This window comes from Polaribacter sp. SA4-10, assembly GCF_002163835.1.
Taxonomy (GTDB): Bacteria; Bacteroidota; Bacteroidia; order Flavobacteriales; family Flavobacteriaceae; genus Polaribacter.
This window is the reverse complement of sequence record NZ_CP019331.1, coordinates 55819-77357: the sequence shown is the minus strand read 5'-3', so window position 1 is coordinate 77357 and position 21539 is coordinate 55819. Positions and strand designations below refer to the sequence as shown.

General features: G+C 32.1%; 21 protein-coding genes and 2 pseudogenes. 15 read left to right on the top strand and 8 right to left on the bottom strand.

Annotated features, from left to right (window positions below):
• Positions 1 to 57: 57 nt before the first annotated feature.
• Both BTO04_RS00385 and BTO04_RS00380 read right to left on the bottom strand, forming a co-directional pair.
• The gene (locus BTO04_RS00385; RefSeq protein ID WP_087562602.1) at positions 58 to 1410 is read right to left on the bottom strand and encodes a hypothetical protein; all 1353 of its coding nucleotides are present in this window, start codon (positions 1408 to 1410) and stop codon (positions 58 to 60) included.
• 431 nt (positions 1411 to 1841) lie between these two features.
• A pseudogene (locus BTO04_RS00380) lies at positions 1842 to 2198 on the bottom strand (transposase); the annotation flags it as partial.
• A 435-nt stretch (positions 2199 to 2633) separates the two neighbouring features.
• Between BTO04_RS00380 and BTO04_RS00375 the strand changes: the two are divergent.
• The 10 genes and pseudogenes from BTO04_RS00375 to BTO04_RS00345 all read left to right on the top strand — a co-directional run bounded on the left by BTO04_RS00375 (position 2634) and on the right by BTO04_RS00345 (position 10962).
• Positions 2634 to 3341 (top strand): hypothetical protein, encoded by a 708-nt coding sequence (locus BTO04_RS00375; RefSeq protein WP_087562601.1) that lies wholly within the window; start codon positions 2634 to 2636, stop codon positions 3339 to 3341.
• A 5-nt stretch (positions 3342 to 3346) separates the two neighbouring features.
• Entirely contained in the window at positions 3347 to 3622 is a 276-nt protein-coding gene (locus BTO04_RS00370) for a hypothetical protein (protein WP_087562600.1), read from the top strand.
• A 118-nt stretch (positions 3623 to 3740) separates the two neighbouring features.
• The gene (locus tag BTO04_RS00365) at positions 3741 to 4802 is read left to right on the top strand and encodes a patatin-like phospholipase family protein (protein ID WP_087562599.1); all 1062 of its coding nucleotides are present in this window, start codon (positions 3741 to 3743) and stop codon (positions 4800 to 4802) included.
• Between the two features lie 19 nt (positions 4803 to 4821).
• Positions 4822 to 5592, top strand: coding sequence for a hypothetical protein (locus tag BTO04_RS00360; RefSeq protein WP_087562598.1), 771 nt, complete (start codon positions 4822 to 4824; stop codon positions 5590 to 5592).
• Between the two features lie 606 nt (positions 5593 to 6198).
• Positions 6199 to 6369 carry a hypothetical protein gene (locus tag BTO04_RS15110; RefSeq protein WP_157662391.1) on the top strand — a complete coding sequence of 57 codons (171 nt, stop codon included), beginning with the start codon at positions 6199 to 6201 and terminating at the stop codon, positions 6367 to 6369.
• A 485-nt stretch (positions 6370 to 6854) separates the two neighbouring features.
• Positions 6855 to 8024, top strand: a complete 1170-nt coding sequence (lodA, locus tag BTO04_RS15445) for a CTQ-dependent lysine 6-oxidase LodA (RefSeq protein ID WP_232455921.1) — start codon at positions 6855 to 6857, stop codon at positions 8022 to 8024.
• 15 nt (positions 8025 to 8039) lie between these two features.
• Positions 8040 to 8387 (top strand): annotated as a pseudogene (locus BTO04_RS15690) (LodA/GoxA family CTQ-dependent oxidase); the annotation flags it as partial.
• Between the two features lie 78 nt (positions 8388 to 8465).
• Positions 8466 to 8987 (top strand): LodA/GoxA family CTQ-dependent oxidase, encoded by a 522-nt coding sequence (locus BTO04_RS15685; protein WP_368356368.1) that lies wholly within the window; start codon positions 8466 to 8468, stop codon positions 8985 to 8987.
• Positions 8987 to 10108 carry a lysine-epsilon-oxidase maturase LodB gene (gene lodB / locus BTO04_RS00350; protein ID WP_087562597.1) on the top strand — a complete coding sequence of 374 codons (1122 nt, stop codon included), beginning with the start codon at positions 8987 to 8989 and terminating at the stop codon, positions 10106 to 10108. Before BTO04_RS15685 ends, lodB begins: the two co-directional genes overlap by 1 nt.
• Positions 10109 to 10161: 53 nt before the next feature.
• Positions 10162 to 10962, top strand: a complete 801-nt coding sequence (locus tag BTO04_RS00345) for a hypothetical protein (RefSeq protein ID WP_087562596.1) — start codon at positions 10162 to 10164, stop codon at positions 10960 to 10962.
• A gap of 759 nt (positions 10963 to 11721) precedes the next feature.
• Here the strand turns inward: BTO04_RS00345 and BTO04_RS00340 are convergent.
• The gene (locus BTO04_RS00340; protein WP_087562595.1) at positions 11722 to 12648 is read right to left on the bottom strand and encodes a LysR substrate-binding domain-containing protein; all 927 of its coding nucleotides are present in this window, start codon (positions 12646 to 12648) and stop codon (positions 11722 to 11724) included.
• A 369-nt stretch (positions 12649 to 13017) separates the two neighbouring features.
• Between BTO04_RS00340 and BTO04_RS00330 the strand changes: the two genes are divergently transcribed.
• The 5 genes from BTO04_RS00330 (at position 13018) to BTO04_RS00305 (ending at position 18129) form a co-directional block, all read left to right on the top strand.
• Complete coding sequence (locus tag BTO04_RS00330; protein WP_087562593.1) at positions 13018 to 13986, top strand: sodium-dependent bicarbonate transport family permease; 969 nt, start codon at positions 13018 to 13020, stop codon at positions 13984 to 13986.
• Positions 13987 to 14082: 96 nt separating this feature from the next.
• Entirely contained in the window at positions 14083 to 14382 is a 300-nt protein-coding gene (locus BTO04_RS00325; RefSeq protein WP_087562592.1) for a hypothetical protein, read from the top strand.
• A gap of 164 nt (positions 14383 to 14546) precedes the next feature.
• Positions 14547 to 15893, top strand: a complete 1347-nt coding sequence (locus BTO04_RS00320; RefSeq protein ID WP_087565285.1) for a dihydroorotase — start codon at positions 14547 to 14549, stop codon at positions 15891 to 15893.
• An 8-nt stretch (positions 15894 to 15901) separates the two neighbouring features.
• Complete coding sequence (locus BTO04_RS00315; RefSeq protein ID WP_087562591.1) at positions 15902 to 16858, top strand: L-threonylcarbamoyladenylate synthase; 957 nt, start codon at positions 15902 to 15904, stop codon at positions 16856 to 16858.
• A 641-nt stretch (positions 16859 to 17499) separates the two neighbouring features.
• Entirely contained in the window at positions 17500 to 18129 is a 630-nt protein-coding gene (locus tag BTO04_RS00305; RefSeq protein WP_232455919.1) for a heme-binding protein, read from the top strand.
• An 81-nt stretch (positions 18130 to 18210) separates the two neighbouring features.
• Here BTO04_RS00305 and ftsY read toward each other — a convergent pair whose 3' ends face one another.
• From ftsY to BTO04_RS00280, 5 genes are all read right to left on the bottom strand, one after another.
• Positions 18211 to 19185 (bottom strand): signal recognition particle-docking protein FtsY, encoded by a 975-nt coding sequence (gene ftsY / locus BTO04_RS00300; protein WP_087562589.1) that lies wholly within the window; start codon positions 19183 to 19185, stop codon positions 18211 to 18213.
• 346 nt (positions 19186 to 19531) lie between these two features.
• On the bottom strand, positions 19532 to 19684 hold the full coding sequence (locus BTO04_RS00295) for a DUF4295 family protein (protein ID WP_087562588.1): 153 nt from the start codon (positions 19682 to 19684) through the stop codon (positions 19532 to 19534).
• A gap of 51 nt (positions 19685 to 19735) precedes the next feature.
• Positions 19736 to 19918 (bottom strand): 50S ribosomal protein L33, encoded by a 183-nt coding sequence (gene rpmG, locus BTO04_RS00290; RefSeq protein ID WP_087562587.1) that lies wholly within the window; start codon positions 19916 to 19918, stop codon positions 19736 to 19738.
• A gap of 27 nt (positions 19919 to 19945) precedes the next feature.
• Complete coding sequence (rpmB, locus tag BTO04_RS00285) at positions 19946 to 20185, bottom strand: 50S ribosomal protein L28 (RefSeq protein ID WP_087562586.1); 240 nt, start codon at positions 20183 to 20185, stop codon at positions 19946 to 19948.
• Positions 20186 to 20273: 88 nt separating this feature from the next.
• A complete protein-coding gene (locus BTO04_RS00280; RefSeq protein WP_087562585.1) occupies positions 20274 to 21515 on the bottom strand; it encodes a competence/damage-inducible protein A in 1242 nt (413 codons plus the stop codon).
• Positions 21516 to 21539 lie beyond the last annotated feature (24 nt).

Sequence of the window (21539 nt, the reverse complement as noted above, 5' to 3'; positions counted from 1 at the left end):
TAGTTTATAAGGACCATAAGGAAGAATAATTCCTCCTTATGATCCATAAATTGAGGTTTAGTACTTATTACTCAGTACTCCTAACAAGAATGGTATATTCGTATTCTCTGGCTCGATTATCAATGTGCTAGAATTATCATCATAACTGAATTCTGACTTATAGTTATGAGAAGACTCAGATACACTTAGATTGAACGGTCCTACACCTACTGAAAGAGAAGCTGATTGTTGGAAAGCTGTTTTCAAAGAAGAATAACTTGCATTATCAATTTTGATTTTGATTTTCAAACCATAACCTAATAATACTGAAGAAGGAATTACATTCAGACTTCCACCCTCTCCAAAAAACTGAGGGCTAGTTGAAAGTAGCTTATCTTTGTAATTCTGAATCATTCCTGGGCTAAACCAATTTGCATCAGGAGTAATAGGAAACTGTTGCATCCCATTGAATGAAATCTCACAATCGAAAGATGATTGATCCCAATTTTGACTTACTGCTGAGTAAGATGCTTGCTGATCCAATTTTACAGAAAACCATGATCTATATGATGCTTGAACTGATTCTGACCATCCAAAATCACTATAGTTTCCTGAAGAAAAATTGCCCGATAATTTAACAGATACAGGGAATTTTTTAGCAACACTAGCTGTCTGCCAAGAAGTAAACGTGCCAGGTAATCCACCTCCTATGTTGTAAGCTGGTCTGAAAGTAGACTTTAATTCAGTGGGTAAAACTGGGTTTTCTTGTCCAGGTAATACAGTAACACTTCCTGCAGGAGCTACAGATCCTACTTTTACTCCCATATTGTAAGGATTAGAAGCAACTAAACTCTTCGCACCTGTAATAGCACTGACCGCTGCCTGTGAAGCTTGAAGAGTAGCATATCCCGCTCCATATCTTTGAGTCATAAGGCCGTCATACGCTGCCATTGCTCCATTTAAGTTTGATTTTGCTGCGCCATAAGTAGGATAATTTGTGTTAGCCCAAGTATCAAAATCTCCAGCATAGGTTGGATTGATAACGGTCTTATAAGTACCATATTGCGTATAAGCTTTTCCTTGAACTGTAGAAAAGTTTTCCTGACTTGCATTTAGATTAGTCGCTGCAATATTAATTTGATTTTCTAAAGCTGGATTAGAGTCTCCCCCCAAATCAATATTCTGTAAAAACAATGAGTAAGAAGTAATCAAATCTCCACCTGGCGAGTAAGTAGGACTTGCCGCTGGTAATAAGTTTCCAATATCAAAGATATTACTATTACTAATGCCGGGGTCTGCGTTGATTACATCTGCATTCAGAGTTGTTCCAGCTATTGATATAACTTGTTTGTTCTTATCAAAATTAGGAACTACAACTTCTGTAATTTGCTCATAAAATTTTGACCATATTTGGTCTGAATTGATTGCCATAAAACTGTGATTTTATAATTTTCTTACTCTATTTAAAACAGGCTTTTCGGATTCCACCTTGGTAATTAAAAACTGATAGTAGCTACTTAATAGGATATTTTTTTAATTACATTACAAATATCTAACGTAAGTTCAGTAATTACTAGAGTATAAATACTGGTTTTAAAAATTGAGTATTTATACTTAACCCTGTTACCTCATACTATTAGGCAATTCAAAGTTGAAGAATTAATGAATTGAATTCTAAAAAAATGCCATAGACACTTGATATTTGTATACGAAAGAACGGATTTGGGGTGTAGAAGAAAAAGGGCACAACAAAGAACTGAGTTAAAAAACAACGCTTTTCTTCATTAATTTTGTACACTATTATTTTAGGCTTAATTTTATAATTAAACATTTTTTGTTCATTTTTTTTTAGATTTTATTTACTATTTAGCCACAAATACCGACACAAAAGTTGGATCATACCGATGCCCTGATTTTGCGATAGCAAAAGCCTGTTTTAATAGTTTATTAGAAACTGCTATCAGTACTATTTTTTTGGGCTGTCCTTTGTTTACAATTCGCTCGTAAATTTCTCTACACCCCTTGTTGTGTTTGCTAGCGGTAGATGAACATAAGAAAAGTAGATTCCGTTATTTCTTGTTACCTATTTCACAAATTCTTGCACTAATTCTTACACTACTTCCATATTCTCTTATTGCAGACGTTATACCTACATAACTGCATAACTGTGAAGAGTTCTCAAACTTCTTAACCCCATCTGTAACCACAATTAAAAATAATGTGTTTTCATACAGATATCGATGCTATCTCAAAATTTAAAGCTTAATTAACCCCATTTACAGCTCTATTTCTTATCGTTTACAGGGAGATAAAATCATCCTATTTATTTAGATTACCCCCCTTTATCTGTAGGTGTTCGGTTAGCATTTAATCAGTAAGCAAAACAAACTAAAGAAACACGTTAGCAGCAATTGTAAGATATAAACGATTTGCTTTAGTGCCTCAGGTTTAAAATTGTACGTTCCACCAGGCCAAGTATAAATACCTAATCTAAAAAACAGGTATTTATACTCAATTAAAAATGATTTTCTTCCTGTATGTTTGAGTAATAATTAAAATTTTGGTAAGCCAATTGTTGGCTAATATTCTTTTTAGTAGACATACAGCGCTTATCCACAAAAAAAAAACATTTATCAAAATATAAAACAAAACACATGAAATTAAGAGTTTTAGTCACATTCGCCATCGTCTTTCTTTTAAACTCTTGTGTTTCTGTACCAAAAGAAACCGTTCAGCTTTCTAAATTAATAGGAAAGGATTTAATAGTATTACAGAGGTCTCATAAAACAATGGTTGAATTATTTTATAAAGAAATCATTAATAATATCGATGGTTTTATTGAAGACGTTTATGCTCCGTTTATTATTCATTATGTTCTTAAAGGCGAACTAGACAGTTTTAATAATCAAAGGCCTTCAATTTTTGGTGCAATTGAAGACGCTGGAAAAATTGGAGGAAAAGCAGAAACTGAAAAAGCCTTTAATGAAATGACAGATTTCCTAAAGGCTGCTAATACTCAGATAAAGAAAAAAACAAACGAATTATTAGACCCAATACAAAAACAGAAAGATTCTGTTATTCGTAATATAAATACCTCATACGAAAACACGAGGCGTGCAAATTCTTCAGTTACAAACTATTTACAATCTATCTTGAATTTGAAAGAAAGCCAGAAAGAAGTATTGTCTATTGTAGGGCTTCAAGGTAAAGACGAAGAACTTAATAACACCTTATTAAAGGTGTCAGAATTCACAAAATCACTTTTAACAGAAGGAAGGAAAATTGATATCAAAAGCGATGATGCATTTGATAAGATGAAAACAATATCAGATAAAATTAAAAGTATCACCAATAAAAAATAAATAAAATGGGAAGGTTTGATGAATTATTTACTGAAGCAGATGGGGCATTTAACGCTAATGAAAAGTATAAAGTAGAAATAGACCAACTTAAAGGCCTTTCAAAAGAAGAAATTGCATCTATTACTCCTAATACAGAAGATCACGCAGCGATTATTAAAGTTGTTGAACAAGCTTCAAAAGATAACATATCAAGAGCAGAATTAGTAGGTAATATAAAAGCATTGGGTGATGTTGCGGTTAAGATTGCAAAAAAAATACCTGAGTTTGCAGCGTTACTTTAAAGCTAAAAAAATAAATAACGCGTTTTTTACTAAGCTTAAATAAAACAATAATTGTTCTAAAAAGAAGGGTGTAATAGGTCTATTTTATTAAACCTCATCTGCCTACAAAAAACACATTATGGAAAATAAGAAAAAAGTTAGAATTTTATCATTAGATGGCGGAGGTATTAGAGGCATTATCCCTGCAACTATTATCAAATACGCTGAAAATTACCTTCAGGAAAGAAGACCCGGAACAACCATTGCAGATCACTTTGACCTTATTGCAGGAACGAGTACTGGTGGAATTTTAACGGGTATCTATTTAACTCCTCAAGAAGAAAATAAAAATAAAGCCAAGTATTCTGCTACAGATGCTTTTAATTTTTATGTTGACAATGGGCACGCTATTTTTAATGCATCAAAAATTAACGGTATAAAACGATTATGGGGTTTAGGATCTGCTGTAAAGTTTAACCCACAAAACCTTGAAAAATTACTGAAAGAAAAAGTTGGAGACCTTAAAATAAGCGAGCTCATGAAGCCATGTCTAATTACTACTTATGATATGAATCGGAAATCTTCTTTCTTTTTTACAAGCACAGAAGACACCGCTAAAAGAGAGTTTCTTGTGCGTGATATTTTAAGATCAACATCTGCAGCACCTACTTATTTTCCTCCTGCAAAAATTAAAAACCTGGCTTCTGGTCCTCAAAAAGATACTAGGTGTAATAATATGGTAAATTTAGATGGCGGAGTCTTTGCAAATAACCCTACAATGTGTGCATACGCAGAGGCTAGAAATACAAATTTTAAAGACAGGGCTAATAATGAACCCTCTGCTAGTGGTATGCATATTTTATCTATAGGCACAGGTGGTGGTGGTTTTAAAATTGAGAATAAAGAAAAAAGTGACCGTTGGAGTTTACTGAAATGGGCACAATTAATCCCCGAAATAATGATGGATGGGAATATCGACACAGTAGCATTTCAAATGAATGAAATCTTTCAAGTACAACAAGCTAATAATGAAGAGTCTTATTTAAGAATTGATACTCCACAGAAAGATCGCACGTACGCTTCAGACATGTCTAATGCTTCCCCTGAAAACATTAATAATTTAAAAAAGGCAGGAGAAAAAACACTTGAATACGCAATATCTAAAGGGTTAGACAAGTTTTTAGACGCACTCTTAGATTAGGTAATAAAAAAATAACAATATGGATAAGACATCAAACCCTGAGGTAAAACCTCCGATAGAAAAATCAAAAGATCAAAAATTGTTGGTTAACGGTTCACCAGGGATTTCTCAAGAGGTATTAGATGAACTTAGCGAAGAGATAAACAACATGCTTTCTTATGCCGTACATAATGGCATTATAATCAAAACAGAAGTTAATTCATTAATTCAAAATAGCAATGTAAATGATTTGATTAACGCCCATAATTTACTCTGTAAAAATATAGCTCCAGCGACTCCAAAATCTATTTTCTTTTTAAAAGGACTGACAAGAAATAGCAGTAAGAAAATGTTTATAAGTAGGCTACCAGGTATTAGAAACTTACTCATATTAGCATTGTTTTTTTTAATTATGTTTATTGCTTCTGGGATGTCTGTAGAGGTGAATTCTGTAAATTTATCCAAAGGTATTCTAGGAAATGACGGATTTCAATTATTAAAAATAATTATTTATTTAGCCAGTATCTCAGGAATGGGCGTCTTATTTTTTTTGCTCAAAAACATAATTACTTCTCTTAAAGAAGGAACATTAATTCCTGAGGATTCAGTAGAGTATTCAATTCAAATACTGTTAGGCATTATAGCAGGTATCATTATGACTGAAATCGTTCCACCAGGCCTTTTAAGTAATAGTAGCTTTGACAAACCCGTTTTAGCACTCCTTGGTGGTTTTTCATCAGATGCTATATTTAGCATACTAAAAGGGATTATAGATAAATTAAAAAATATATTTATTACATCAAAAAATTGAAATAGATCGGGTATTGTTTTTTGATTAAAGATCCAACTTAGAAGACAATGGACAGCAAGTTTTTATCAATTCTAAAGATGTACTTACGTTACTTAATTTTAGTCTTTAAATGAACTATAAGCATATAGAGAAGTTACCCAACATTAAAAACCAAAACATTAAAAAAACTAATCACATTAACATTTCTAGTACTATTTACATCAGCATTCGTTATCAGACAAGAGCAAAATCAAAATTCTGATAAACCATTAGGATTAAGAGTTAAGAAAAATGGAAATGATTATTTTAATTTATGCTGACGAAGGATTAAGTCCAAATTTTGATAATTACCGAAAAATAAATTATCAAGTCTATTTTAGGAAAGTTGATTTTCCTTTAAAAGATGTTAGCGGAGTAAAATACTAACTCATTACTATTTCTGGAAATAGTAAAAAACAAGAACAAAACGCTGTTAAAATATTAGCAGATGGTTCTAAATTCTATCCCAGAGCTGGAAAAACTATCAATACACCTGATTATGAAGAAAATTTTTGGATTAAAGAAGAAGGTATTTAAAAGAATACTAAAACTGAATATTATAAATATGCAAATGATGTATTCTCTGGTTTGCTAACAGCTCCTTTTAAATATCGTTTAAAAGTTGGAAATGCTTCAGAAGCCATAATTGATGGAGACTTTAATATAGCACCTTTTATTGGTTGGAAATGGAGAGTTTCTTCAGAAAAACAATTTTATGTTGCCCCTTTTGGATTTTCGGGTGTTACTTCTTTGAATTAGAATTCGGCAAACAACGAAAATATTATAGATGCAGGGAAACTTGAGAATGCACTTGGATTAACATATTGATTAGGAATTTCTTTCAAGTTCGGAACTGTTTCTCCGGGATTTATAGTCGGCTGGGACAAAGGATTTGGTAATTTAGGTAGCGGATTTAAATACAACGATAAAGCCTGGATAAGTTTTAGTGTAAATTATGACTTCTTTAAATCAACTAAAACTGCCAAAGGAAAACAATAAAAACGTTGAGTAACAAAGCTTATAAAACATAGTTTCTAAGTGCTAAACCCAATGTTTATATTTACTTGCAAAGTTCCGCCAAATTTTTAATTTGGCTTTTAAAATAGAAAAGATAAAAACAAAATATAAAAATTTGTCTCTGTGTTTATACGAAAAATCAGCGTCTTTTTAAACGCTACGTTTCACACACAAACCGTTAGACATAAAATAAATTAACCTTTTAAATAAATAAATAAATAAATACTATGAAATTAAAAATTAGCCCTTCTGTGGGGATTGCAAGATTAGGTAACAGTAATAAGCAATTTTGTCTTTCTCCAGACGAAATTGGTGGACTTCCTTATGAAGCTGATGCAAATGGCAACAAATTAGGACCAATTAAAAACTTTAAAGATGATGAAAGTCAAGTAAGAAGACAAGGACAACTATTTAAGGTATTTGACGCAAATGGTGAAGAATTAACAGCGAATTCGCCAAATATCACTTCAATGGAATGGACCGTGCATTTAGCAAATAAAAAAGCTGCTTGGTACCAATACAGCGAGATGAAAGGAAATCTTCTTTATGGAAAGGAAAATAGTTATACAAATAAAAAAGTAGAATTTAGAAACCCATCTTTAAGAACAGAAAAAAGAAGACAAACATTAATTATTGATCCAGGTCCAAGAAGTATAAGCGGGCCAAATAAAGAAATAGGTTTTGATCAACGCAATGTACCATCTGGGTATCCTGCCCAATATCCTCCAAAAAAAGTTAGCTCGGGAACAGCAATTAAAACATTAGGAGACCTTAAAACAGATAATGACGGAAGGCTTATTGTTTTAGGAGGTTTTGGAAACGCAGGAGGAAATGAACCTCTTACTAGTTATGGAGGATCAGATACTTGGCATGATGATACGGCTGATGGTCCGGTTTATTGTACTATCATTTTTAATGATGTTACAGCCACTATTACTTTAGAAGCATGGGTAGTTGTTGGTTCTCCAGATTTTGCTCCAGAAATAGTAAACATTTCTAATTTGAGCGACAGTATGTTTGATGTTGGTGTAAGAAGTTTCAATCTTGTTCCTGATATGTGTCAAACTGGTATATTCAACACTTCATATAATGTGAATTATCAGAGAGATATTTTACCAATTATCAAACGATTTGCTGGATATCAATGGGTAGCAAATGTACAATCAATGATCGCATTTTCTTCTAATGTTTTTGATTTTTCAGACCCCAGTAGAGAAAATAAGGCTAACAGAGAAAACTATTTCTCCTATTTTAGACGTCCAAATAATAAAGCTAATCCAGTTGCAGATGAACCACAATCGCAATTATTCAAAACTAATGGAGAAGATACTTTCCCTATGATGCCCTTGAATTCAGGAAGTAATTCGGTAAGTAATGAAACTATTGTGAAGTTTTAATCACTAAGCGATACACAATATTTTATGCTACAACAATGGGCGAATGGGAATTTTGAGAGCAATCCTAATTATGTACCGTTTCCAATTAGTAAGGAAGATCAAGCAAGTATAGGAAATTGTGTTGGTTTGCCAATGTGTCCAGGTATTGAAGTTACTTGGAGTGTACAAAATTCAAAGATATATTCTGCTCCGTATGTAATATCAAATCAAACAGGTATTGGAGGATATAAGGATACAGGTCTTACACCTTCAAGAGATGAATGTGGAGGAGGAGGTTGTGAACCAGGTGACTTAACAAAAAGAATGGCCTGTCCTTGGCAAGCAGATTTTTTCCAATGCACTGTTCAACCAGTTAATTTTACGAATCCAAATTTTAATAAAGACAAAAGAATAACAACGACTATAGAAAAGACTGAAGATGTTTGGTTAAAGTCTAAGACTATGTCTAAAGATGACCAAACTGTAATAAAAGCACCTGTTAACGAGCCTTTACCACCAACTTATTATTCATATTGGTGGCCGCCACAAAGCCCGTGGGACGTATTAACGGGAGAAACAACGTTAGAGGACCAAATGCATTCACATTTACCTGCAGGTCAACAAATGAACTATGCTCGTGGAATTAATAGTTTTGTTCAAATGGTAGAACATTGGTCTTCTATGGCTTTTATTAGAAATACCAACTCGCAAGATAAAGGATTCCCTTATTTCTCAGAAACAGAGCGTACGAATGAACTATTTTCATTTGTAGAGTTTGGTATAGGACAAGTAAGTGGTAATGGAGACGATAATGAAACTACGATTCCTGTATTTTACATCGAAGATGATTTAAAACGTATAGGAGCAAAAAATGAGAGAGCAAAAAAGTTAGTTTCTTTCCTTGAGAAACGTGCTTTTAAGAAAATTAGTGTGAGTAAAGATGGCTTAGGGAAGCCTCGTTCAGGAACAAGAATGAGACGTTAATGTCAAATTCAATAAAACATACAGATGTACTTATTGTTGGTGGAGGCCCCAGTGGAGCTTCTGCCGCATTAAGTTTATTAAACTACTCTAAATGTGATGTTACTCTTATTGAGCAATCCGATTTTAATAAAACAAGAATAGGTGAGCATGTTTCTGCAAGTATTTTTAATTTAATTGACTATTTAAAACTAAGTAAAAGTGATTTCGAAGAAGACAGTTTCGTCCCCGCATATGCAAGTAAATCCTATTGGGGAAGTGATAAAGTAAGCACTACGAATTCTATTTTTACTACAGATGAAGCTACTTTTCAATTGGATAGGGAAAAGTTTGATTTTAAATTAATTGAAACAGCTGCGGAAAGAGGGGCTACCATTTATCCAAGAACAAAATGTTTGGATTACGAGCAGTTAGAGGATAAAAGCTGGATAGTATTTCTCAGTCATCCTACAGAAGGAAAATTCACAATAAAAACTAATTATTTGGTAGATGCTTCCGGTAGGTCAGCTAATGTTTGCAGAAAAGTTGGAGGAAGTTCAAAAAAGCACGACTCATTAATTGGGGTCGGTTTGTTTTTGGAACTGAATAGTACATCTAATAAATTTGAACAAACCTTAGAATCAGTTGAGTTAGGCTGGTGGTATACTGCTTGTTTACCTAATAACAAAATGGTAATAACATTTTTCTCTGATGCTGATATTATTTCTGAGCATAAACTCAATAAACTAGAGGTTTGGAAAAGTTTGTTACAAAAAACGAATCACATAAAGTGTCTTCTCAATAATACTGAAACTCTTACAGATAAATTATGGGTAAAAAATGCTCACACACAGATAAGTGATGTTAAAAATTTAGAGAATTTTATTGCGATTGGTGATGCTGCTGTTTCGTTTGACCCTATTTCCTCTATGGGAATCGGTTTTTCAATTAGTTCTGCATGTTTTGCAGCGAAATACATAGCGCATAATATTGAAAAAGGTTTTTCAAAAACTGATGTGTATCAAGAAGATATTTTAAAGAATTACAAACAATATCATGACATAAAAACTAGGTATTACCAAGAAGAAAAAAGATGGCCTACTTCAATTTTTTGGCAACGGAGAAACCAACCTAACAATCTGTAAAATGCATTGAAAACCCATTTAACAATAACCTTTATATCTAATTTAAGAAAAGAATGAAAATAAAAAAAACGTTACAATTATTAATTGGTTTGCTATTTATTACAATCCATTTTTCGACTTTTAGTCAAAAAGAACAAAATGTAACAGATTTAATTGAAACTAAGGAGTTACCCAATGATCTAAGGCAGTTGGAAAAAGAAAGGCTTCATCTTATTGCAGAAATGTACGGAATGATGTATGAAATTAGTAGCCTCTTTACAGAACTAGAAAGGTCAACAAGCCTTGAGCAATTTTTGGTTGAGACAGCAGATTATGCCAATAATGCAAAACATTCGGATTCCTTATCGATAAAGCGAACCCAATCAATAAAGCGATTGAGCGAGATCAAATCACAAATCATTTTTCCAGAGCTAAAAACAATTAGTGGTAAATCCTTTGATATTATGCAATCAATGAGTGCTACGGAAGGATTTCGAAGAATTATAGAGATTAAAGTTCAGGAAATTTTAAAGAAAACTGACAAGCTTTCAGGCATAGGTGCTAAGGTAACAGAACTTAATAATACTTCTTATGTGAGTCAAAATTTTAAAAAACAGATTAGTTGGTCTTTTGCCTTTTTGGTTGGTCTTGTAATTATTGGGTTTTTTATTATTGCTGCTAAGGATGATAAAATTCGGGAATCAATTTTTTCTGGTGATAAGGGACTGCAATTCATAACCATATTCTCAATTATTATAGCAATTATTTTGTTTGGAATTACCGGGGTTTTGGGCGGTAAAGAAATTTCGGCTCTTATTGGTGGTATTTCTGGTTACATTTTAGGAAGAAGTAGTAATGCCAAAAGCACAAATTAAAAAGAAAAATTAGTAAAATAGAACTCTATTAAGAGGCTAGTAATAAACAAAAAAAGCGTTTTTTAGTTAGTACCCCAAGTTTAAATTTTAGTAAATAAGATGAGGTATTACTACCTGTTTTTAAAAAAATAGTTATAAACACTTAGAAAAAAACGTGTTTAGACTCTATCAAAAGAAGTTGTATTGCTTTAACTTTGAATAAAAATTATAAGATTGGTAAGCAAATTGGTAGCTGACGCTATTTTTAAAAGAATAAAAGGGCTTAGATGAATATAAATAGTTAGACCTAGAAAAAGAATACCCCGATGTTTACAACTCAATAAATGTTAATGAGTTTTTTGTTGATGATAGGCCAGAATTTTCCATACCTAATAGAAACCAAACAACTCTTACTCTTATGGAAACGTTTAATAAGACATACCATTAGATCGCTAGAAGTTCAGACAATTCCTATTTTAATCGCTTCGTAACTTTTATACAGGAAATCAACATGGTAGAGTTGGAGCTATATGGTCAATGATACCTTATATTGATTTTGGACTAATTATTTTGCTTTCTGAAAAAGAAAAATGGAGTATGTTTTTATTTAAATTAATAGCAAATTATTAAATTAAAACTATTTACAACAAGGCATAAATGCACAGCCAACTTACAACACGATGGCAACGATATTTTATACAATCAAGTTAGCGGTAATATAAGAAACTACAGACTATTTTTTTTATGATTAAAAGAGGTTAAATAACCTAAAATTGAAACCTAAAGATACTCATCAAACCACTTAAAGTGAATCTTCATCACCTCATTTTTATTTTCATTAATATTATCGATAAAACCTTTAGCTATTGATGATAGATTTTTTGATTTCAACCAGATTAAATTCCATTCAGTTGTCATTGGGAGTTTCTTAACGGGAATAATTTGTAAGTCGCCATTTTTAAGTTCATTTTTAATTCCAATTAAGGGCATTATGGAGTAACCTAAACCAGCTATCACAGCCTGTTTTAGAGCTTCGTTAGATTTCAATTCCATTTTCTTATAAGTTGAAATTTTATTGGAAGCTATAAAATATTCCATTTTATTGCGTGTGGCAGAACCTTGCTCTCTATAAATGAGTGGGAGTTGCTCAAATTCAGTATTAGAAATGTACTTTTCAGTATTTTTATATTGTTTACCTCCAATCAAGTAAAGTTTATTGTCCATGAGTTGAATGCGATTAATTTTTAGGTGCTTTGGTATGGTAGATACCAAAGCAAAATCGACCTCGTTATTCTCTAAAGACCTTACAACTTCTGCCTTATTAGTTACGTCCATAGAAAGATCTACACCTTTATGCCGGTTGATAAAATCAGTTAAAAAATAAGGCATAACATACTTTGCGGTAGACACAATAGCAATTTTAAGCATTCCTGCTAATTCACCTTGAAACGACAAAGCTTTGTAGTTTATAGCATTCACTTCACCTAAAATTTTTTCGGCTGCTAGTGTTATTTCTTTTCCAAACTCAGTGATATAAATTTTTCTACCTACAACTTCAAATAATGGTATTTGAAATTGGTCTTGAAAATTTTTTAACTGAATAGACACTGCAGGTTGGGTTAGAAACAATGCTTCTGATGCTTTTGTAACACTCTGAAGCTTACTAACCTTATAAAAAATTTCTAGTTGGTGCAATGTATATCGCATAAATATATTTTATATAATCTATAACAAAAATAAATAAAAATAAATGAATAATACACATGATATTTGCTGAAATATTTAAACTTTCTATTCTATGAGTAATTTTACAGTTAGAAAAATGGAAAAGACAGCACCTAAGCTGAAGTCATTTTTACCTAAACAAACTACCAAAAAAGACTTGAGCCTTGTACTGAAGCTCTCTATATTTTTGATATTATTTCTTGTACTTATTTACCTGTCAATTAATAATAATGATTTAATGCTTTCTGAGATATTAAAGGTTGGAGGTATTTTGTTTTTAGTGTTTTTGTTTCACATCTCATTAAATAGATAAGTTAGAGTTTAAAGTTAAAAAATATCCCTAAATATAATATGGACTTACATTTATTATTTGATAATTTAACCAATCCTGCATTACTCTTTTTCTTTTTAGGCATTATTGCAGTCCAGTTAAAAAGTGATCTCTGCATTCCTGAAAATTCTTCAAAATTCATTTCGTTATATCTTTTATTGTCTATTGGTTTTAAAGGAGGTCAAGAGTTAGCTCATAGTGATTTTTCTATGGAGATACTTTGGTCACTACTCTTTGGCTTTGCCTTAGCTATAGTAGTTCCGCTATACACTTATTTTATTCTTAGAAGAAAGTTTAGTATAGAAAATGCAGGTGCTATCGCCGCAGCATACGGCTCGGTAAGTGCGGTGACATTTGTGACTGCAATTTCGTATCTAGAGCTAGAGCAAATCACTTTTAGTGGTCATATGATTGCTGTTATGGCGCTTATGGAAGCGCCATCTATTATGGTAGGCTTGATGCTTATGACTTTTTTTAAGAAGAATACAAAAAAGGAAGAAAAAGTGCCAATGAAAAAAGTAATCCATCATGCGCTTACAAACGGAAGCGTGCTTATAATTATAGGAAGTCTATTTATAGGGTTTATGGCCAGTGATGCTCAGGCACAGGGCATCAAACCATTTACTACTGATATCTTTAAGGGGTTTCTTGCAGTATTTTTATTAGACATGGGAATAACGAGTGGAAAAAAATTATCTGATTTTATCAAAAAAGGATGGTTTGCATTAATTTTTGCAATCGTAATTCCTGTTATAAACGGAAGTTTGGTAGCGGCTATAAGTAGTGTTTTAACAGAAAGTGTTGGTAATAGATTGCTTTTTACTATTCTGGCAGCTAGTGCTTCTTATATAGCGGTTCCAGCAGCAATGAAAATTGCAGCACCAAAAGCCAATCCGAGCTTATACATACCAATGGCTTTGGCTATTACATTTCCTTTCAATATTACTTTAGGCATGCCATTGTATTTATACATCATACATTTATTATAAATATAATTAATGAATACTATAAAATATATAAATAAAAATACATCAAATTAATTATGGAATTTTGCATTCACAATACACTAAACCAATTTTAACATTATGGAAACATTAGAACAACCAAAAGCAACTCAGAAAATAAATTTAATTGATGGCGTTTTTACGGCTTCAGAAGCTTCAGATATTATCAATTCTGTTTTAAAAGTAAAAATTAATTTTCACAAATTAAGTCGCATATCAATTACCGAAGGTAATGATAAAGAAGAATGCACTTTTGATACTGGAAGAATCACTGAGCTTATAGATGAACAACAAATAGCTAAAGAATTTTTCTCTCAAGCACGATTAAATGGTAAAAAGTTAAAAATACGCAGTGTTATTCAAATTGAAATAGAAGATTAAAAGTTCTCACAACCAATTCTATAATTTAATCCTAATTTCATTTAAATTCATTTTTTATTGGCTATTAGGATTTTAAATAACTTTTAAACAAATCGGTATCCATCAATTTGTTTTCTTTTTTAAAAGTAGAAATTAAAAATGGTAATAGTCTTAGAAAAAAAAATATGAATAAGAGTATTGTAATTAAGAATTCTACGATTGTCAATGAAGGAGAAGTATTTGTTGCAGATGTACTTTTGTCGAATGGGAAAATTGAAAAAATTGGACGGATTGACAGCAATCCAAATCACACAATAATTGACGGAACAGGCAAACACCTATTCCCAGGTATTATTGACGGACAAGTCCATTTTAGAGACCCAGGACTTACTCACAAAGGTGATTTATATACCGAAAGTAAAGCTGCCATAGCAGGTGGCGTGACATCATTTATTGACATGCCTAATACGGTACCAAATATTTTAACCGTTGAAAACCTAAACGAAAAATATGAGATTGCTTCTAAAAAATCTTTAGCAAATTATTCATTTTTTCTTGGTGTAAATGGCGACAATATTGATGATGTAATCAAGATGGATACCAGTAAATTTATTGGTGTTTCTGATGACGGCTTATATTTTACAAAAAAAGGAAACCTCTTGGCTGATAGCCCTGACACAATGGAAAAACTTTTTGCGAACTGCAAATCAATTATCGCTATTCATTCAGAAAAAGAAGAAATTATTGAAGCCAATGAACAGATTTTTAGAGAAAAGTACGGAGAAGATATTCCTGCAAAGTTTCATCCTATTATACGAAGTGCTGAAGGTTGCTTTCAAGCCACCAAACGCGCCATTGAATTAGCAAAAAAACACAATGCTAGATTGCATATTCTTCACTTAACTACTGAAGTAGAAACACATCTTTTTCAGAATAACATTCCATTAAAACAGAAAAAAATAACAACCGAAGTTTCGGTACACCATTTATGGTTTTCAGATACAGATTATGACCGCCTTGGAATGCTTATTAAGTGGAATCCTGCAATTAAAACAGAAAAAGACAAGCAAGGTTTGTTAAAAGCATTACTTGATGATAGAATTGATATTATCACTACCGATCACGCACCACATACTTTAGAAGAAAAGCAACAACCCTATTTTCAATCTATGTCTGGAGCACCAATGGTGCAACACACGTTAAATTGTATGTTGGAGTTTTACAAACAAGGGTTGATTTCGCTAGAAAAAATAGTGGAAAAAATGTGCCACAATCCAGCAATTTTATACAATATGACCAACAGAGGATTTATCCGAGAAGGTTATTATGCTGATTTAACTTTGGTCGACTTAGATAGCCCATGGACAGTTTCTAAAGACAATCTTTTGTACAAATGTAATTGGTCTCCATTAGAAGGAACTACATTTCAAACAGCAATCAAACAGACATTTGTCAACGGAAATTTGGTGTATGACCACGGTACTTTTAATGAAAATAGCGTTGGAATGCCTATTGAATTTATCAATAACTAGCTGCAATTATGACCATCATTTCAAATAACATGAGTAAGGCTGTTAAAATCTTAAACAATGAAGATATAGTAGCCATACCAACGGAGACTATTTATGGGTTGGCAGGGAATATTTACAGTGACAAAGCCATTCGTAAAATATTTGAAGTAAAACAAAGACCCTTGTTCAATCCCTTAATTGTACACCTTCATTCTGTTGAACAATTGGATGAAATAGTAAGTGAGTTTCCACCTAAAGCGAAATTACTTGCAGACGCTTTTTGGCCTGGTTCGTTAACTTTAGTCTTAAAGAAAAAATCTACGATTCCAGATGTAATAACAGCGGGTAAAGAAACTGTTGCTGTCAGAATCCCTAATCATCCAGTGGCTTTAGCGTTATTAAAAGAATTATCATTTCCGCTAGCGGCGCCTAGTGCAAATCCGTTTAATAGAATTAGTCCAACGAAGGCTTTACATGTTGAAAGCTATTTTAAAAATGCTATACAAATGGTGCTGGAAGGCGGAGAATGTAAAAACGGATTAGAGTCTACCATCATTGGTTTTGCAAATAATGAACCGATACTTTATAGATTAGGTGCTATCTCTATTGAAGAAATTGAAAATGTAGTGGGGAAAATTAATGTAAAAAATAAAAAAGAAAAAACTCCTAACGCACCAGGTATGTTAGCCAAACACTACGCACCTAAAACAAAAACATACCTCGTAAACAACATTGATAAATTTATTACAGATTATGAGGATAGCACAATTGGTTTGTTAAGTTTTTCAGAAGTCATAACGGCTTCTAATATTAAACACATAGAAATTTTATCAAAGTCCGGGGATTTAAAAGAAGCTGCTTCAAATTTATACAGTTCACTTCACCTACTAGACAGCCTACATTTGGATATGATTGTTGCACAAAGGTTTCCAGATATTGGATTAGGTAAATCCATTAACGACAGACTAGAAAGAGCAACAAAATAATTACTATTATTTATACGAGCACTTCATTATTTAAAAATAGAAAGCTTGTAATTGCTACTAAAAATAAAAAGGAAAAAGTAATTGCCCCCTTGCTAGAAAAAAATCTAGGAGTAACCTGTTTTACAAATAAAAGTTTTAACACAGCTACCTTAGGAACTTTTTCAGGAGAAATTAAAAGAGAAATTGCCCCAATTTCAACCGTTAGCAAAAATGCCTTTCAGCTATAAAAGCATTTGCTTTCATAGAAGCAGAGTTAATGTTCTGAGCGTGCCCGCTAACCATGTCTTTAGAAATACAAAGTACCAACAATTTGGTAAAGACCTCTTCAAAGAGGCTTTCGGAAAACAACTGACGCACAGGACTAATCATTGAATGTCAAGGCACTTCATCCTCTATGTTATTGAAATAGAGAATATACATCCGCATACTGCAGTGGGCAATCAACTTACGATCACTAATTATGCTTTCTTTTTTTGAAGTAGTATTTAAAAATAAAAAAAAGCTGCTAACGTTGTTTATCATTAATTTATAGTTCTCCCCTACTTGAAAAAATCCTCGCGAATTTTCATAGTTTGTGTTTTATTCACTAAATTAGTTACTTAAACCAGATATAACAGCGTTGGTGCTCATTAAAAATTAAAATGGCTAAATACATAAAAAAAACAAAAATGCAGGTATTATTAATCTTACTTGGGGTGCTACTGATGACCTTTTTAGTTATACAGCTTTTTGCGCTCAACAGCCAAAGGAATATTGAAAACTACCCTTATGTAGTTGATAAAAAATATGACACATTTGAAATAAGAAGTTATGAAGCTACTTTATTTACCTCTGTAAAACTATCAACCAAAGGATATAAGAATTCTTCAAGTAAAGGGTTTTCCATTTTAGCGGGATATATTTTTGGAAATAATGAAAGGAATGAAAAAATAGCGATGACCTCTCCAGTAACTATGGCATTAGAAGATTCTATGACTATGATGTTTATGGTTCCAAAGGAATTAAAAAAAGAAATGCTTCCTAAGCCTAATCAATCCGGTATAGAATTTAAGGAAGAGCCTGCAAAAACGGTTGCTGCAATAAACTTTAACGGTTGGGCTAATGATAAAAAAATAGAAAAGTTTAAACAGCAATTAAAATTAGCTTTGGATGCTGAAGGTATACCTTATTATGACCGATTTTACTTTTTGGGTTACAATGCTCCTTATGAATTTTTTAATCGCAAAAATGAAGTTATCGTTGAATTGCAGTCAGATACTCTTGACTATTAATAAAGCTTCCAATTTAAAATAAAATAAAACCTCCTTTTACAATTTGTAAAGGAGGTTTTATTTATATTAATTTTCAGTATTCTACTTAAAGAAAGAATCTACAAACTCATGTTTATTAAAAACTTGTAAATCGTCTATTCCTTCTCCCACTCCAATATACTTTACCGGTATTTTAAATTGATCTGAAATACCAATTACAACACCACCTTTTGCGGTACCGTCTAATTTTGTAACTGCTAAAGAAGTAACTTCTGTTGCTAAAGTAAATTGTTTTGCTTGTTCAAAAGCATTTTGCCCTGTAGAACCATCTAAAACTAGTAAAACATCATGAGGAGAATTGTCTACCACTTTTTGCATTACGCGTTTTATCTTGGTTAACTCATTCATTAAATTAACCTTGTTGTGCAATCTACCAGCCGTATCTATGATTACAACATCTGCACCTTGTGTAACTGCAGATTTTAAGGTATCAAACGCTACAGAAGCTGGATCAGAACCCATTTCTTGCCTTACAATTGGCACATCAGTTCTGTCTGCCCAAATTTGTAATTGATCTATTGCTGCTGCTCTAAATGTATCTGCCGCACCTAAAACAACTTTTAATCCTTGTTTTTTAAACTGAGAAGCTAATTTACCAATGGTTGTTGTTTTACCAACGCCATTTACACCAACTACCATTAAAACATAGGGCATTTTCTTGCCATCCTTATCAACAGGAATGGCTGGTATTGTAAATTCAGTTTCATTACCAACATTGGTTTCAGAAAGTAAACCTGCAATTTCTTCTCTAAGAATTTTGTTTAACTCATCTGTACCAACGTATTTATCTTCAGAAACCCTAGCTTCTATTCTATCAATAATTTTAAGCGTTGTAGCTACACCAACATCAGAAGCTACTAAAACCTCTTCTAAATTATCTAAAACATCATCATCTACTTTAGATTTTCCTGCAACAGCTTTAGATAACTTGTCAAAGAAATTAGTTTTTGTTTTCTCTAATCCTTTGTCTAATGTTTCCTTTTTTTCTTTTGAAAATATTTTTTTTAAAAAACTCATATTTATTATATTCAATAAACAGATACGTTAAAAAACGTGCCATTTATCAGGGTTTGGTCAAATTGTCATTAAATTACCTTTGCGCTAGGGATTGAAGCAATATCCTATTCTACCTAACAATACCATTACGAGTAAAACGAAGTAACCTCTCTATAAATTAAGAGATTGCCACAGAAAGTAAAAACTTTCTTCGCAAAGAGAGTAAAAAAATAGTTAGCGCAAAGCCCAACTTAGTCCTGAATGCTTTCAGGATAAAGTAACGCCCAAAAATACGTAATTCTAATGCATAAAAAAAGCTACTTTCTAAATTAGAAAGTAGCTTTTAAATATTTTATGTAGTAAATGCTTACTTTTTTGCTAAAAAAGCATCTACTTTAGAAGGATCCATAATTGATTCTACAAAAGTGTAAGCTCCTGATTTTGGAGATTTTACCATTTTTATAGCTTTACATAACCTTTTTGCTGATGTCTGTAAGGACGCTACTGTTTTTTTTGCCATTGTCTAAATGTTTTTATCTATATGCTCTATACTGAGTTCTAGATGTTTAAATTATTTAATTTCTTTGTGAACAGTCATTTTCTTTAAGATAGGATTGAATTTTTTAATTTCCATTCTATCTGGAGTGTTCTTTTTGTTCTTAGTTGTAATGTATCTAGAAGTACCTCTTTCTCCTGTAGCTTTATGCTCTGTACATTCTAAAATTACCTGAACTCTATTTCCTTTTTTTGCCATCTGTATATAATTTTAAATCGCTTGAGCTTATTTAGTTAAAAATCCGTTAGCTCTCGCTTCTTTTAAAACTGCAGAAATTCCTTTCTTGTTAATATTTTTTAAAGCAGAAGCAGATACTTTTAAAGTAATCCATTTATCTTCTTCTGGAATGAAAAAACGCTTTACCATTAAGTTAGCGTCAAACTTTCTCTTAGTTCTATTCATTGCATGAGAAACATTGTTCCCAACCATTGCTTTTTTTCCTGTTAATTCACAAACTCTAGACATCTTTTCGACAGTATTTATAGTGTTATCTCTAAACGAGGTGCAAATCTACAAATAATTACAATATTGAACAAAACTATTTTAGTAATTTTTACAATATTTCTTTCAATAAAATTTCTAACGCCTTACTTACTGTTCTATTTATTACTTTCTCCCTTGGTTGCCCAAAATTAAACTCTTCTACAATCTCTTTATTATCAGTAACTAATGCAATAAAAACAACACCAACACTCTTATCATTATTATCTGTTGTTGGCCCCGCATTTCCTGTTACTGCAATTGCATAATTGGTCTGTAATTTCTCTTTTGCGGCCTTTGCCATTTCTAAAGCCACTTCTTTACTTACCACAGTGTGCTTTTTTAGGGTCTCTTTTGCAACGCCTAACAAATTTATTTTTGTTTCTGCAGAATACGTTATAAAGCTACCTTTAAAATAAGAAGATGCTCCTGGAACAGAAACTAAAGTTGCTGCAATTTTTCCGCCTGTTAAACTCTCTGCTGTACCAATTGTTTTATTACTCTTCTTTAATAATTCTCCTACTTTTTTTTCTAAAGAACTATCATCTTCTGTACCTGCAATAATTTCTGGTATTAATAAATACAACGCATCTACTTCCTTTTCTAAAGCTTCTTCTAGTAGTATTTTACTTTCGCCTTTGGCAGATAAACGCAGTCTTACTTTACCAAATGACGGTAAATAAGCTAATTTAATACATGAAGGTAAATTGTTTTCGAAATCTTCAATGCGTTCTGCTATCATACTTTCCCCTTGCCCAAATGTGTTAATTGTTCTATGGATGATAAAAGGCAATTTAAATTGTTCTTGTATTCTAGGAAGTACTTCATTGATAATTAATCCTTTCATCTCATAAGGAACACCTGGTAATGATATAAATACGGTATTATTCTCATAAAACCACATTCCTGGAGCGGTACCAAAAGTATTTTTTAAATAGGTTGCTTTTGATGGTAATTGTGCTTGATAGCGTTGTATGTCTTTAAATGGATGGTTTATCTTTTTAAATAATCCTTTTATATGTGCTATTACTTCTGGGTATTCTACAATTTTATCATCATTAAAATAGGCTGCAATTGTTTTTTTGGTAATATCATCTTTTGTTGGCCCAAGTCCGCCAGTTAAAATAACAATATCTGCTCTTGATTCTGCTTCTTTTAAAGCGTCTAAAATATGCTCTCTATTATCTTGTACAGATGAAATCTGATAAACAGAAACGCCTATTTTATTTAATTCGATAGCTATCCATTGAGAATTTGTATCTACAATTTGCCCTATTAAAATTTCGTCTCCAATAGTGATTATTTCTGCGTTCATGGTATATTATTGTCGCACAAAAAT